Annotated in this window: 13 protein-coding genes; 6 read left to right on the plus strand and 7 right to left on the minus strand. The window is 47.8% G+C overall.

From position 1 onward, the window contains the following. The first annotated feature begins 27 nt into the window (after window positions 1-27). Window positions 28-687 (plus strand): response regulator transcription factor, encoded by a 660-nt coding sequence (locus CLV42_RS26005; protein ID WP_106604861.1) that lies wholly within the window; start codon window positions 28-30, stop codon window positions 685-687. A 63-nt stretch (window positions 688-750) separates the two neighbouring features. Further along, window positions 751-1,587: a DUF2911 domain-containing protein gene (locus tag CLV42_RS26010; RefSeq protein WP_106604862.1), complete on the plus strand. Its 837-nt coding sequence runs from the start codon at window positions 751-753 to the stop codon at window positions 1,585-1,587. Window positions 1,588-1,714: 127 nt separating this feature from the next. On the opposite strand, the gene CLV42_RS26015 is transcribed toward CLV42_RS26010, so the two are convergent. From CLV42_RS26015 to CLV42_RS26030, 5 genes are all read right to left on the minus strand, one after another. Next, window positions 1,715-3,424 (minus strand): sodium:solute symporter, encoded by a 1,710-nt coding sequence (locus tag CLV42_RS26015; protein WP_106604863.1) that lies wholly within the window; start codon window positions 3,422-3,424, stop codon window positions 1,715-1,717. A gap of 131 nt (window positions 3,425-3,555) precedes the next feature. After that, window positions 3,556-3,717, minus strand: coding sequence for a hypothetical protein (locus CLV42_RS34010; RefSeq protein WP_170117651.1), 162 nt, complete (start codon window positions 3,715-3,717; stop codon window positions 3,556-3,558). Window positions 3,718-3,726: 9 nt separating this feature from the next. Then, on the minus strand, window positions 3,727-6,204 hold the full coding sequence (locus tag CLV42_RS26020; protein ID WP_106604864.1) for a PIG-L family deacetylase: 2,478 nt from the start codon (window positions 6,202-6,204) through the stop codon (window positions 3,727-3,729). A 79-nt stretch (window positions 6,205-6,283) separates the two neighbouring features. Then, window positions 6,284-6,613, minus strand: coding sequence for a DMT family protein (locus CLV42_RS26025; RefSeq protein ID WP_106604865.1), 330 nt, complete (start codon window positions 6,611-6,613; stop codon window positions 6,284-6,286). Window positions 6,614-6,922: 309 nt separating this feature from the next. Further along, window positions 6,923-7,237: a peptidase associated/transthyretin-like domain-containing protein gene (locus tag CLV42_RS26030; RefSeq protein ID WP_106604866.1), complete on the minus strand. Its 315-nt coding sequence runs from the start codon at window positions 7,235-7,237 to the stop codon at window positions 6,923-6,925. 382 nt (window positions 7,238-7,619) lie between these two features. On the opposite strand from CLV42_RS26030, the gene CLV42_RS26035 reads away from it, so the two are divergent. The 3 genes from CLV42_RS26035 (at window position 7,620) to CLV42_RS26045 (ending at window position 12,774) form a co-directional block, all read left to right on the plus strand. Further along, complete coding sequence (locus CLV42_RS26035) at window positions 7,620-8,159, plus strand: RNA polymerase sigma-70 factor (protein ID WP_106604867.1); 540 nt, start codon at window positions 7,620-7,622, stop codon at window positions 8,157-8,159. 146 nt (window positions 8,160-8,305) lie between these two features. Then, window positions 8,306-9,316, plus strand: coding sequence for a FecR family protein (locus CLV42_RS26040; RefSeq protein ID WP_106604868.1), 1,011 nt, complete (start codon window positions 8,306-8,308; stop codon window positions 9,314-9,316). Between the two features lie 14 nt (window positions 9,317-9,330). Next, window positions 9,331-12,774, plus strand: a complete 3,444-nt coding sequence (locus tag CLV42_RS26045; protein WP_106604869.1) for a SusC/RagA family TonB-linked outer membrane protein — start codon at window positions 9,331-9,333, stop codon at window positions 12,772-12,774. 299 nt (window positions 12,775-13,073) lie between these two features. Here the strand turns inward: CLV42_RS26045 and CLV42_RS26050 are convergent, their stop codons facing one another. Together CLV42_RS26050 and pyrR are read right to left on the minus strand one after the other, a co-directional pair. Beyond that, complete coding sequence (locus CLV42_RS26050; RefSeq protein ID WP_106604870.1) at window positions 13,074-14,015, minus strand: aspartate carbamoyltransferase catalytic subunit; 942 nt, start codon at window positions 14,013-14,015, stop codon at window positions 13,074-13,076. 84 nt (window positions 14,016-14,099) lie between these two features. After that, window positions 14,100-14,621: a bifunctional pyr operon transcriptional regulator/uracil phosphoribosyltransferase PyrR gene (pyrR, locus tag CLV42_RS26055; protein WP_106604971.1), complete on the minus strand. Its 522-nt coding sequence runs from the start codon at window positions 14,619-14,621 to the stop codon at window positions 14,100-14,102. A 103-nt stretch (window positions 14,622-14,724) separates the two neighbouring features. Here pyrR and CLV42_RS26060 point away from each other — a divergent pair, with 103 nt between their 5' ends. After that, window positions 14,725-15,237 (plus strand): peroxiredoxin, encoded by a 513-nt coding sequence (locus tag CLV42_RS26060; RefSeq protein WP_245901737.1) that lies wholly within the window; start codon window positions 14,725-14,727, stop codon window positions 15,235-15,237. Window positions 15,238-15,326: the final 89 nt, after the last annotated feature.

Consider the following 15,326-nt stretch of genomic DNA (forward strand, 5'->3'; position numbering starts at 1 on the left):
AATAAAATACTTAAACAGCCTCCCCCTATGGTGAACAACATTAAGGTGGCCATTGCCGACGATCATAAGATCTTCCGTAGTGGCGTTATTAATACCCTCACCCCGTACGAAAATATAAGTGTTGTATTTGAAGCTGAAGATGGGGTGCATCTGCTGCAGATAATGGAAGAGCAACAGCCTGACGTTATACTGATGGACCTGAAAATGCCCAATATGGATGGCATTGAGGCCACTAAAAAGGTGCGTGAAAAATATGCTAACGTAAAAGTGATCGTGCTTACCATGTATGAAGACGATAACTTCATCGTACACCTCATTGAAAACGGCGCCAACGCTTACCTGCTCAAAAACGCTGAACCCGGAGAAATATACGAAGCTATCTGCACCACCTACGAAAAGGGCTTTTACTTCAATGAGAATGTAAACCTCGCCCTCCTCAAAAAGGTGATGCACAAAAATAAGCAACACTTCAAACCTACCTTCCGTAACGAAGTCCAGCTGACTGACCGTGAGCTGGAAGTACTCCGTCTTATCTGTAACGAATTTACAACCCAGGAGATCTCCAAGGAAATATTCCTGAGCCCCCGTACCGTTGAAGGCCTGCGCCAGAAGCTGCTGGAAAAGACCGGCGCCAAGAACATCGTTGGCCTGGTGATGCATGCTTTCAGAAACGGGCTGATTGAATGATAAGTGGGTTGCCAGAATGATAAAGAAGACTCATATTTGCAGCAAATTAAACCACCAGTTGATATGAAACCTTTATTTCGTTATCTGGCCGCCGGCTCTCTGCTACTGAGCGCACAGTTATCATTTGCGCAGGTAAAAATGCCAGCTCCCAGCCCTGGACAGACCATTCACCAGGACTTTGCATTGTCATTCGTTGAAGTAAATTACTCCCGCCCTGCTATGAAAGGCAGGACTATCATGGGTGATCTCGTTCCTTATGATAAAGTATGGAGAACAGGTGCTAACAACGCTACTACCATCACTTTCGGCGATGATATCACCTTCGGTGGCACCGAAGTGAAAGCTGGTAAATACGGTCTGCTGACCATCCCTGGTAAGACTGAATGGACCGTGATCCTGACAAAAAGCCTGGATGTAACCAGCCCTGCTGCTTACAAACCTGAGAATGACGTTGTTCGCGTAAAGGTATCTTCCCACGCATTGGCTCATCCCGTTGAAAACTTCATGATCACTTTCGATGATATCACTGCAAGTGAAGCCAAGCTGCTGCTGATCTGGGATAAAACCGTAGTTGCGGTTCCTCTGAAAGCGGATGTAGACACCAAAGTGATGGCACAGCTGGATGCTGCTATGAAAGGTGATAAAAAACCTTATTTCCAGGCAGCTTCTTACTACTATGAAACAAACCGCGACCTGAAACAGGCGCTGACATGGGTAGACGAAGCTATCAAAGAAAATCCGACCGCTTTCTGGATCGCTACACTGAAAGCACGTATCCAGGCTAAAGCCGGTGATAAAAAAGGAGCAAAAGCTTCTGCTGAAAAAGCGATCGAACTGGCAAAAACTGCTAAGAACGATGACTACGTAGCGATCAATCAGAAGATCATCGCTTCCCTGTAAAGCATCACTGCTATTACATCTATATGCGTAAACGTTATTTGTTTCCGTAAACTAAAAAGTGCTGTATCACCCAGGTGGTACAGCACTTTTTAGTTTACGGAAACCTTTTTAAAGTCTCCCGTCAATATTATGCAGTCTTTTCTAATCGTTTGTTCTCGTCGCCCATAATAAGCTGGAATATAGCTGCAATACCGATCACCAGGAAACAGCCGATGGCATTCAGCCAGAGGAAGGACACAATGTCCGAGAGCCATATAAAGAATACAGCTATTTCAGAGACAACAGCCGCCCAGAATGTAGCCGTCCCTCCTATTCTTTTACAATAGAACGCCACGAGGAAGATACCCAGAATAACGCCATAAAACAGCGATCCCAGGATGTTCACTGCCTCGATCAGGCTACCCAGCTGACTGGCGAATTGCGCAACCACAATACAGAACAGGCCCCATGCCACCGTCCACCAGCGGGATACCTGTAGATAGTGCCCGTCGGTCTCCTCCTTTTTATACATGCGCTGGTAAATATCGATCACTGTTGTAGAAGCCAGCGAGTTCAGTGCTGCGGCAATACTGCCCCAGGCAGCCAGGAAGATAATAGCAATCAGCAGGCCCACTAATCCCTTCGGTAAATTGTTGACAACGAAATGCAGGAAGATGTAATTCGTATCGTTTGTATCTGCCGCAGGATCCGCTTTTTTAATCAGGCCGATGGCCCTCCCGCGGGTCTCTTCAGCGGCACTTTCTGTTTGCTGCAGTGCGGCCTTACCACTGGCTATAGCGGCTTCATCTCCTTTTTCAATAGCAGCCGCCATTGCTGCGACCTGCGCTTGTTTTATAGTAGCCAGCCTGTTATATTCGTTCTCCACTGCCTTAAAAGCAGTGCCCTGCTCTGACTTGTAGACCTTTTTTATCTGGGCCTCATTGAAAAATACCGGTGCTCTGAAATAGAGATAAAACACAAATACCAATGCCCCGATCATTAATATCAGGAACTGCATGGGCACCTTCACCAGTCCATTCATCAGCAGGCCCAGACGGCTTTCTGTAACAGAACGGGCGGTCAGATAACGGCCCACCTGCGACTGGTCAGTACCGAAGTAAGACAGCGCCAGGAAAAACCCTCCTATCAGGCCGCTCCAGATATTATACCGGTCTTTCCAGTTGAAATCAGTGACAATGACGTTCAGTTTATCCATTTTACCTGATACCTTCAAGGCATCTACAAAGCCGACATTCTCCGGCAGCAAATGCACGACCATCCATCCGGCCAGGAACATGGCGGCAAAGATGATCACCAGCTGAAATGTTTGCGTATAACTCACCGCCCTGGTGCCTCCTGAAACTGTATAAATGATCAGCAGGCCCCCCATGATGATGTTTGTGAGATAGATATTCCAACCCATCAAAGAAGACAGGATAATGGAAGGCGCATAGATGCTGATACCTGTTGACAGCGCCCTTTGTAAGAGGAAAAGACCTGAAGTAAGGGTACGGGTTTTCAGGTCAAAGCGTTGTTCCAGGTATTCATACGCCGTATATACTTTCAGTTTATGGAAGATGGGCACAAAAGTGATACAAAGCACCACCATGGCCAATGGCAACCCGAAGTAATATTGCACAAAGCGCATCCCATCGGTATAGGCCTGACCAGGTGCGGACAGGAAGGTCACTGCACTTGCCTGCGTGCCGATAATAGATAACAATACGATGTACCAGGGCATTGACTGGTTATCCAGGAAATATCCCTGCATATCGCGCTGGCCGCGACTTTTCCAGACACCATATAAGATGATCCCTACCAGTGTTACCACCAGTACAATCCAATCAGCTACGCTCATGAAAATACTTTAGTGAACAAATAAAAGCCTGCTATCAGTAATGCCAGCCAGACAATTACAAATACGTACCACATCCACCAATGTGGTAGTAATGGCGGTCTTTCTTCTGTCATAACAGATTATTTTTTCCTTTATCTTTTCTTCAACATGTTTCCGCTCAGCAATCCCAGTCCAAGACCTATCAGCAGCCCGATATGCACTCTTTTGATCTCAAAACCGATGACCAGTCCGACGATGATACACAGCACCGCCGTTATAGTGAGCCGTGAGCCGTTTTCCCTTTTATTGCTCATTGGATGGGTTTATTTCTTCGTTGAAATCAGATTCACAAAAAGGCGGTAAGCACCAGGCACACCTGCAGGCAGTTCTCTGAAGAATGCCAGTGAGGTGTAAACATATCTGCCTTTGCCGTATTTCGCTACCAGCGTGGAACCCTGCAGCGCTTCCTCTCCTTTGTCGTGCATAGCAAACAGCTTTTGGTATGCCGGATCAGCCATCTGTGTGAAGTAAAGGCCCCTCTCCTGTATCCAGCCATCAAAGTCATGATCAGTGATGTTGTTAGGATAATGCATGATCTCACTCTTAGGATCCAATACGGTCACCGTTGCCGTTTCATCCGTTACACGGTCGCGGGTCAGCGTGAAGGGATAAGGTCCGATATCGGTGATCACCAGCGGAGAGCTGACGTTATACTGCACCAGGTAAGTACCGCCATTCTTCACATATTCCATGAGGCGTGGCTGCCAGTATTTAATACGTGGATTAACGTTATACGCCCTTACACCGGCAATGATGGCATCATACTGTTGCAGGTTGCCGTTCATGATCTCTTTCTCATCAAGTTGGGTTACTTCATAACCTACCTGTCTCAGGGAAGCTGCCACCATATCACCCGCACCGGGGATGTATCCCAGTTTACGGCCATTGTGCTTCAGGTCCACCGTAACCACTTTGGCCAATGCTTCGGGGAAAATATTGATGTCGGGAATATGATCGTAGGCGATGGTATGCAGGCTTTGGGTATATATCTTACCCTCGCTGCGCACTTCCACACGCAGGGTATCAGTACGGTTAATACCGGCCACTTTCTGCGGAGCAATATGGAACGTAACGACAGTTTCATCTCCTTTGGATGACAGCTCATAGGACTGCTCTGCTTCCTGGCTGGTAAACCCTGCCGGTAGCTGCAAACGCACCGTTCCTTTCGATTGCTGGCCCATAGCGCGCAGTTTTACCTGTACGGCCTGTGGCTGCGTTTCTTTAAAGATGAAGATATTGGTATTCAGTATCGCTACTACCGGCGGAGCCACCACCAATGGTTCGTATAATTCTCCCTTTACAGGGTCGGTAAATTTATATTGTACAGGTCTGGTCACAGTCAGTTGTTCTCCATTAATGCGGAGCTTAATGACAGCTTCCAGGGATGGTTTATTTTCCGGGTAGCCTACCTGCATCGGATCTTTGATGGTGTAGATCCCGATCGGGTGTGGCGACTGCAGCCAGTAAGGCTGGGATACCGGCAGGGAAGCCGGCAATGTCAGCGCTTCAGGGATGGTACGCATACGGTTATACTCCAACGGCAGCTGGTTCAGCACGGAATCCTTACCATCAAAGCTGATCTGGTCTACTGTAACGTTGGTATGACTGTTACACAGCAGCTGAACACTGCCCTCCATCGGCTGGCCAGGCACTACTACCTGTGCATTGCTATAGGCCTCCATCCAGAGACCAGCGCAGGCGATGATCAGGGCTTCTGTTTCCTTCAGTTTCTGTGTGCGCCAGTAGCCTTCAGGTAAAGCCTGGATGGCTTTGCGGATTTCCAGCAGGGCTGGTACCGAAGCCGCAGGGTCTTCCATATTATAGGCTGCCTGGGCTTTATCGATCATTTCACCGATCGGCTTACCACCTGGTATGCGGGTCCAGGTAGTATTCACACCCTCCAGCAAGCTACCTACAGGTTTATCTCCTTTTACAGGACTGAAATATTCGTAAGAGCTACCCCTGGAAGCCGGTACGCCAAATCCCTGGCTTTTGTGCTGGGAACGGCTTTCTGCGGCTATTTCCCCATATCCGCGGCCCAGCAGGTAATTGAAGGTACCCACATTCAATTCAAAGAGCTTTCCGGCGGAATTATCTACAGCGCCGGTCCAGTTAAAGGTATTCCACATGATCCGGTGCGCTTTCCAGGGAGCGAGTACTTTCAGTTGTTCAGGAAAGCGTTTGGGGTCTGCAGCCGCTTCGAAGGCTTCTTCAGCCAGCATAGCGGAGGCGGTATGATGCCCGTGGCCTGCACGGCTATCGGGCGGGAAGCGGCATACAATAACATCGGGTTGGAACTTACGGATCATCCATACCACATCTCCCAGGATCTTTTCTTTGTCCCAGATGGTGAATGTTTCCGCAGGATTTTTCGAGAAGCCGAAGTCCAGGGCGCGGGTGAAGAATTGTTCCGCGCCATCTATACGGCGGGCAGCCAACAGTTCCTGGGTGCGGATCAGGCCCAGTAATTCGCCCTGTTCATCCCCTACCAGGTTTTGTCCGCCGTCGCCCCTGGTGAGGGACAGGTACCCGGTACGGTATAATTTCTCTTTCGCCAGGTATCCCAATAAGCGGGTGTTCTCATCGTCAGGATGAGCGGCGATATATAAGACGCTACCAAGCGTATCCAGTTTCCTGAACTGTAGTCTGATATCTGCCGCATTTACGACTGGTGAGCGCTGAGCCCATGTGGTAGCGGCAATCAATCCTGAAATAAGTGTTAAAAACAATCCTTTGACCATTGCTCTTGTTTGTTAAACAGTGGCCAAAAATAGTGATTAAATATAGCCGTAAAAGAAAATGTGATAAAAGGTGAAGCTATTATTTCTTAAACATGAAATAAACGGCGCCGAGAATGAATAAAAAAGAGATGAGATAGTTCCAGCGGAGTGGTTCCTTCAATACAAAGATGGCAAAGACGGCGAAAACTGTCAATGTGATCACTTCCTGGATGGTTTTCAGCTGAAAGCCGGAAAAGCCCTCCTGGGAGCCATAACGGTTGGCGGGTACCATGAAGCAGTATTCAAAGAAGGCGATGCCCCAGCTGATGAGGATCACTTTCCACAGCGGTACGTCTTCATATTTTAAATGGCCATACCAGGCAAATGTCATGAAGGTGTTGGAAATCAATAAAAGAAAGATGGTGCGCATGCTATTTAGTCTAAAAACGGGCACAAAGATAGACGATAGATCAAAAATAATCCCATTTAGAGGCAAGCATTATTGGAATTATCGTCACTATCGTCTATCAGATAAGTAAGATATCATGAGGGAGAAAACAGGAAAACCGGCTACAGCAGGTACGACAGACATTGCTTATGCTACCGGAAGATCTGTTTCCTGTACATAGAATTTGGGAAAAAAATAAACCGGCCCAAAAGAGCCGGCCGGTTGTTACAGGTCTCAACTTTCCTATCATGCTTAGGAGTTGTAAGTTTAAACGCTAAAGCGGTCATGTCATTAGTCCAGCTTTATTTCCCCCAGGTCTGTTGTTTTGCCGTCTTCGACTTTCACGTCTTTGAGGGTGGCGTCTTTATAAGGATCTTTAGCGTCGATTATCACAGTATAGGATCCCGCCTTGGCGGATTGTACGGAAAATGCGCCGTCGGTAATGGGAGCTTTCAGGGTATCCATTCCTGAAATAGCCCATACTTCTGATGCCCCATCTGCCGGCGTAATCTTGCCGCTGATAGTTCCTCCGTCGAAGGTGGTGAAAGCCAAGGCTCCAACTACCACTGCAACAAGGGCCGACAGCCCAAACGTTGTCCTTTTCATACAAATTGGTTTTAGGTTTTTTACAATATCGAAATGGTATAAAAAACTTTATTAAAACCGCACTTGTGTAGCAGGCGCCTGCAAAGTGCCGCTTTGTTCACTGTCTATACATACAATACAACCAATTTGAACCTTACCATTAGTACTTTTGAAAAAAAAGTTGTCTTTTTTTTAGCATTTCGGTTTTTTCACTGAAAACCCTTTACTATGGCGGATTTAACTTTTTATAAATACGAAATATCCTGTTCAGGAGCCTAGGGGTCAGTCAATTGGCTGATTAATTGCGAGAATAAACTAATTTTGCTACGTTCTGTTTTTGATAGCCGACTTTAGTCCGTTGCAATAGCAATTACATAAAAGAATAGAAAAGATTAGTTACAGGATGCCGCTCAACAATACAGATATAGTTAATGGGGTCCGGAACAGGGATAAACATGTATTTGAGGTCATATTCAATCAGTTTTCATCCGCTATGTTCAGTATCGCCTTGCGATACCTGCGTGACCAGGACGAGGCACAGGATATTGTGCAGGACGTATTCCTGAACCTATGGCGTACGGCGGACAACCTGGATGAACGTGCCCCTATCCAGCACTATCTGGCAAGGGCTACTGTGAATACCTGTCTTAACCGGATAAAGAAAACGCAAAGACAGCAGCAATATACTAAGGAACAACAGCTTACCTCTACAGAACTAACGGTCGAACATCTGTTACTGGAACATAAAGAGCTGGAAGCCCAATACTTATCCATCCTTGAGAAATTGCCGGAACAATGCCGCCGGGTATTTGAAATGAGCCGGTTCAAAGGCTTGTCTCCCACAGAAATTTCCCAACAACTTAATATTTCCATCAACACGGTTTATACGCACCTTACCACCGCATTGAAAAAGATCAGGCTGGGACTGCTCAACCAACAGTGAAAGGGAACAAACACCTTATATTATCTGTTTACCTTCTATATATATTATTATATAGCACCGCCAATAAAGACAGGTCTCCGCTCAGAAAGGTTTTTTTAGAAAAGCACTAATGGTAAGGCTATTTTTGATTGTATTAATACTAAGAGATGAAACAGCAACCTGATATCGATGTCGTTATCCGCTACCTGGAGGAACCAGGGAATGAGGAGCACAAACGTTCACTGGATGAATGGTTGCAGCTGGATGCTGCCAATCTGGATATCTTCCTGGAAACTAAAGCGTTGTGGCAGGGAGACGTATTACCTGCAGCTGCATCTTATAATATCTCCCAGCAATGGCAACTGCTGGATGTACAGCTCACCGCTGCCAACATCCCACCCGTTACCATTACTACTCAGCCACAACCGGTCCCCGCAGCTCCTGCTGAAGAGAAAGGCCGTATCAAACCAATCGTGACTCGTTACTGGTGGGCTGCCGCCGCCGCAGCAGCCGTAGTGGTGATAGCGGTAACTCTGTTCCGCCAGCCATCCTATATCGCCCAGCAAACCGCTCAGAATACAGATAGCCTCCTGCTGCCCGACGGCACACGCCTCTATCTGAATGCCCACACCAGCGTAAAATACCCCCGCCGCTTCCAGGGAAGCAACAGGGAAGTATTTGTTCAACAAGGTGAGGTATTCGTAGATGTCAAACACATGCCGGAAAAGCCCTTCTCCGTTCACCTGAAGAATGTAGATGTGGAAGTACTGGGTACCTCTTTCGATGTGAAAGAAACCAAGCAGGGAGTGAAAGTCTTCGTTCAGACGGGAAAAGTGAAGGCGGTCTATAAAAACGGTAAATCAGTCGTACTTACTCCTGGTGAAGAAGCTGAAATGCTGCTGGCCGGTACTACTATCAGTACCCGTCGCCACCAGAACAATAACCTCATTGCCTGGAAAACAGGTCATCTGACCTTTGTTGACGCTCCTCTTTCTGAGGTAGCCGCGGTATTGGGAGATTACTATAAGGTAGATATTGTTCTGAAGGGAGAAGGACTCGCAGATAAGAAACTGCTCGCTACTTTCCATAAAGAATCTCTCTCAGAGGTACTGGACATTCTGTCCAAAACTTTACAGGTAAAGGCCATACAAAAAGATAGCCTGGTAGAAATTTATTAGTCGTACGGAGGAAAATGCAGTTGACGATACAGGCACTCCGTAAGGCGGCTTATTACAAGCGCTGGTGCATACTACTATTTTGGGTATGTATAGGCCTGTCGTTTGTCCAATCTTCCCGAGGAACCAATAGTCCTATCCCCTATACCGATTTTCAGGATGGTGATACCATCAAGGTAACATTAAAGGTATATCGCGCCAACCTACGGCAGGTGATCCGACTAATCGAGAAACAAACAGGTCTCACCTTTGCTATCTCCTCTACCCTGCTGGATAATGCCCATTCTGTATCCTTACAGGTACAGCGTCAGCCACTTACATCCGTTCTCCGCCAGATATTTGCCGGCAGCAAATATGCCTTCGAAATCCGCAATAAACAGATCATCGTCTTCCCGGAAGATCAGGCGCCGGCAATACCAGGTATCGTCAAACGGCCGGCTGACAAAGAACTGGAAAAGTTTGTCGTTACAGGTCTGATCACCGACGGAGAAAGACCACTGGCAGGCGTATCTATCCGTGAAAGGGAGACGCACAATGGCGCCAGCACCAATGAGACCGGCCGCTTCCGCATACCCGTAGCCAACGGACAAGCCGTGCTGCAATTCTCCCTCATCGGTTATGAGCCGCGGGAAATTGCCCTGAGAGACAGAAAGAACCTGGAGATCATCCTCCAAAGTGATACCAAAACATTAAATGACCTTGTGATCATCGGCTATGGTATCCATAGCAAAGCCAATATCACCGGCTCCATCACCAAAGTGGAGGGCCGCCGCTTAAAAAGCCGTCCTGTTACCAACGTGATGGCAGCATTACAGGGTACAGCGCCCGGATTATTGGTAACCCGCAACAACGGTCAACCTGGTAAAGAAGGCTTCAATCTCCAGATCAGGGGACTCTCCTCCGGCAACTACAGTGAACCACTTGTATTGGTAGACGGTGCCCCCGGTTCCATTACCTTACTCAATCCAAACGATATTGAATCTATCTCCGTACTGAAAGATGCTGCCGCTGCCTCCATCTATGGCCCACTGGCGGCCGGCGGTGTAGTACTGGTTACGACTAAAAGAGGAAAGCCTGGCAGGATATCCGTTGAATACAACAGCCTGTTTGGTATAGAAAAGCCAATCGCACTACCTAAACGCATGCGCTCATGGCAGGCGGCTTCACTACAGAATGAAGCCGCACAAAACGCAGGCCTGCCTCCTGTATGGACCGCACAGGATATCTCCCTGATGCGGGACCCCGACATCAATTATCTGCCTAAACTGGATGGCAGCGGGAACTACAACTACTATGATGATGTCGATCCGCTGAACGCCGTCACCCGCAATAACAGCACTACTTCTACTTATACCGTTACAGCCAAAGGCGGCAGCGAAGCACACCAATACCTGCTCTCCCTGGGACAGTTCTCCCGTCAGGGATTGTTCAACACCGGCCCTGACAAAACATCCAGGACCAACGTACAGATCAATGCCAACAACCGCTTCAGCGATGTACTAAGCCTGGAAACCAGTCTGCAGTACGCCAATAGCAATACCCTCTCTCCCGGATGGCGTGTAGATGGTAACTATGGCTTGCTGAACTTCTTATACCAGGCGCCCGGCAATGTACCTGTTTACGTACCCGGTACCAATCAGTATACAGCGGGTTATAACAGCATTGCCTTACTGAAAGGCGCCGGCAAAAGGGATGAGCGCAGCTCCTATGCAGATGCGGTATTCAGCCTGAAAGCTGAAAACCTGTACAAAGGACTTACCTTAAAAGCGGTGTACAGCCCTCAGCTGACCACCAGTCACGACGGACTCGGTAAACGTACCGTCAACTTCTATGATGGCAGCGGCTATATCAATAGTGCCAATGATCCTAATACCCTGAAAACAGGTTACTTAATGGAAGTGCAGCACAGTCTACAACTGCTGGCTGATTACGACCTTCCTGCGGGAAAAAAGAATACGGTGCACATCCTGGGCGGTTATGCCTATGAAAGTCATTACCAGCACCAAAGGATCATGACAGCTGCCGGTGTAACGAACAATGAGCTGTCGCAGCTCTCGTTCAACGATCCGCTCAAAGTCAATACCCTGCACTTTAAAGGCGCAGGTGGGCTGTCCTCCCTCTTTACACGTATCAACTATAACTTCAACGACCGTTACCTGCTGGAGGCGAACCTGATAGCAGCAGCGCTCACGTACAATAGTACCCAGCAGCCAGAGATGAACAGGAAACATCTCTTCCCTTCTTTCTCCGGTGGCTGGCGACTGAATAACGAGAAATGGTTTCACGCGGCATTTCCCTTCTTTGATGAATTCAAGCTACGAGCTTCCTGGGGTATGCTCGGCAACTTCAACTGGCGCAGCGGGCTCAATGACTTCAACTACCGCGACCAGATATTACATCCATTGGCATACCCGATCATGACTTATGATGTGAATGACCGCTACATTCCGGGGAATAATAACTGGGAAACCGTTTCAACCACCAATGCAGGCCTGGACCTCACCTTCTTCAAAGGAAGACTGAATATCAATGCCGACTACTTTGTGAAGCACAATTCCCATATGCAGATCGCCACACAGACCTATCCGCAGGTCGACTGGTTGTCGTCCACCTTCTACATGGCGGAACTACGCTCCTGGGGATGGGAGTTGAACCTCGGCTGGCGGGATAACCGCGGACCATTCAGTTATTGGGTGAATGCAAACCTGTTTGACGATCAGAATAAAATACTTGGCTCCAACGGTAACACCGCCTGGCTAAATGGGAACAACCGTGGTCTGGTAGGACTCCCTTATAATGCCATCGTGGGTTACAAGGCTACAGGATATTTCCAGAATGCCGCAGAAGTGGCTGGTCATGCTTACCAGGGCGCGACCACAGCTCCCGGCGATATCCGCTACCAGGACGTCAACAACGACGGTGTTATCAGCGGTGGTAGTCATACCACCAATGATCATGGTGACCTGGTATACCTGGGTAGCTCACAACCCAGATACTCGTATGGTTTCGATGCAGGTTTCTCCTGTAAGGGTTTCGACTTCTCTGTTTTCTTCCAGGGGATTGGTGCCAGGAAAGTACTGGTACCAGCAAAATACGGCATGCCATTCGTCGACGGCTGGCAACAGCCCTGGCTGATACATAGCGATCGCTGGTCGCCTGATAATACAGATGCCGCCTTCCCCCGCTTGTATGCCGGCTATAGTCAGAACCTGCTGCCGTCGTCTTTCTGGGTGATGAACGCGTCTTATATCCGCCTGAAGAACCTCCAGATCGGTTATACTTTCCATTTTGACAAGAACCGTCCGCTGATCAATAGTCTGCGTGTTTATTTCTCCGGCCAGGATCTCTGGGAGGTGAATAAGATGAAGATCCGGTATTATGATCCGGAGCAGGCAAGTAGTATTGGTTATCAATATCCTTTCTTCCGGTCTTTTACGATGGGATTGAATGCTAATTTTTAAAATGGGTTATCATGCCGGATTATGACGTTCGCATTGTCATACCCGGGATTGCACCCGGGGGCCTGATTTACTGTCCCGGGGTTATCACCCCGCGCTACAAACAATGGGCCCCCTACGGAGTCCACCGGCATTTTGTTTGCCTCCCCCAGGATTACCACTCCGCGTTACAAACAATGGACTCTTACAGCGTCCATCGATGTTTCGTTTCCCGATTTCAGAAAGTGTTTTCCCGGATTTCAGGTATAAAAAAAGGTGAAAGGTAGCAAAACCCTTCACCAGCTTATTTTTAGTTGTGTTAATTACTCTACTACTTTACCGGCTTTCTTTCCTGACAGCAGGTATAAAACCGCCATACGGATGGCCACTCCATTCTCTACCTGGTTCAGGATGATGGAATGTCCGGAATCTGCTACATCTGAGCTGAGTTCCACACCGCGGTTGATAGGGCCAGGGTGCATGATCACGATATCTTTCTGCAGGCTGTCCAGCAGCTGCCTGTTCACACCGTAAGCCAGGGAATATTCCCGGAGCGAAGAGAACAAAGGCGTATTCTGTCTTTCCAGCTGTATACGCAGTACGTTGGCGACGTCGCACCATTGCAGCGCTTCACGGATATCATAACTTACATTTACGCCGAGGGCCGCTTCCATATGCTTTGGGATCAGTGTGGGAGGACCTACTACAGTCACTTCCGCTCCCAGCTGCCGCAGGCAGTAGATATTGGAAAGAGCTACCCTGGAATGCATGATGTCACCACAGATAGCGATCTTCTTACCGGTTACACTACCCAGCCTTTCCCTGATGGAAAAAGCATCCAGTAATGCCTGTGTCGGGTGTTCGTTGATACCATCTCCTGCGTTCACGATCGGTACATCAATATGCCGGGAGAGGAAGTGAGGCGCTCCGGTAGCAGAGTGTCTCATTACCACCATATCCACTTTCATGGACAGGATATTGTTGACCGTATCAATGAGCGTTTCACCTTTGGAGACGGAGGAACCTGATGCGGAAAAGTTTACCACATCTGCGCCCAGCCTCTTTTCGGCAAGCTCAAATGAAATACGTGTGCGCGTTGAATTTTCGAAGAATAAATTAACGATGGTAGTATCCCTGAGAGAAGGAACCTTTTTGATCGGTCTTTGCAGAACCGCTTTGAACTCATCAGCTGTTTGAAAAATAAGCTCTATGTCCTGACGCTGCAGACCGCGTATTCCGAGAAGATGATTTACTGATAATGACATTTAAGATGCAAATATAAATGACCTGACTACAAATCCCAAAATCAAAATCCGGATGCGGACAATCCTGCGCATCCATAGTATTGCTTATTCAAGGATGACCTCGTCTTTCCCATCACGTTCCGCCCAACGCACCCTCACCTTTTCGGAGCTGATAGCATCAACCGTACGACCTGTATAGTCGGCCTGGATAGGCAGATGACGGGTAAAGCGACGATCTATCAATACCAGCAGTTCCACTACGGTAGGACGGCCAAAATCCAGCATTGCGGCCAGTGCCGAACGGGTAGTGCGGCCCGTATATAACACGTCATCTACCAGGATCACTTTCTTATCTTCCAGGGAAAAATTAATCGTCGTTTCATTGGGCACATGTAACTCCGTATTAAAGTCATCCCTGTAGAAGGTGATGTCCAGTTTTCCGTAGTTGATATGAACTCCGGGCAGTAATTTTTGCAGGGTGTGATAGATACGGTCGGACAGGTAGATTCCTCTCGGCTGTAAGCCTATCAGCACGCTCTTTGAAAAATCCAGGTGATTTTCAATCAACTGGTGACAAAGCCTGTCTACAGTTATGGCCACTTGCGTACCATTCAATATGGTCTTCAAAATATGTGGATTTAAAGCGCCAAAAATAGTGATTAATAGCGGGTAAGAAAAGTTTCCCTGCCATTTTCTATTTACGGCGTACATTTATCACAACGTAAACGAAATGAAAAAGCTATTCACCATACTCACTCTCTTTTTTATGTTCTCATTCGGTAATGCAGATGCCCAGCTCAAAGCGGGCGATAAAGTGCCTTCTTTTCAGTTACAGGACCAGGATGGTCAGACTTTCGATATCAACAGCGTATTAGGTAAACAACCGCTTGTGATCTATTTCTATCCTAAAGACGAAACCGGAACCTGTACCAAGGAGGCCTGCTCCTTCCGGGATGCGTACGAAGATTTCACAAGCCGTGGTGCAAAGGTGATCGGTATCAGCGGGGATGATGTAGCGTCACACAAAAGCTTTGCCAACCATCATAAGCTGCCGTTTACATTGCTGGCTGATACGGGTAACAAAGTGCGCAAATTATTCGGTGTGCCGAAGAAGTTATTCATACCAGGCAGAGTGACTTATATCGTGGATAAACAAGGCATTGTAACATACGTGTTCAACAATCTAAGTGATGGTCCAAGGCATGTGAAAGAAGCGTTGGCAGCGTTGGAGAAGATGCATTAAACGCAACATAATTATAAATCGGAAATAATCCGGAATCATTCCCGGCAATTGACCCGCCCGTGGCTCGGTTGTCTTGTTTGTGGCTCGGG

The organism is Chitinophaga ginsengisoli (assembly GCF_003014595.1).
In the GTDB taxonomy this organism is placed as follows: domain Bacteria; phylum Bacteroidota; class Bacteroidia; order Chitinophagales; family Chitinophagaceae; genus Chitinophaga; species Chitinophaga ginsengisoli.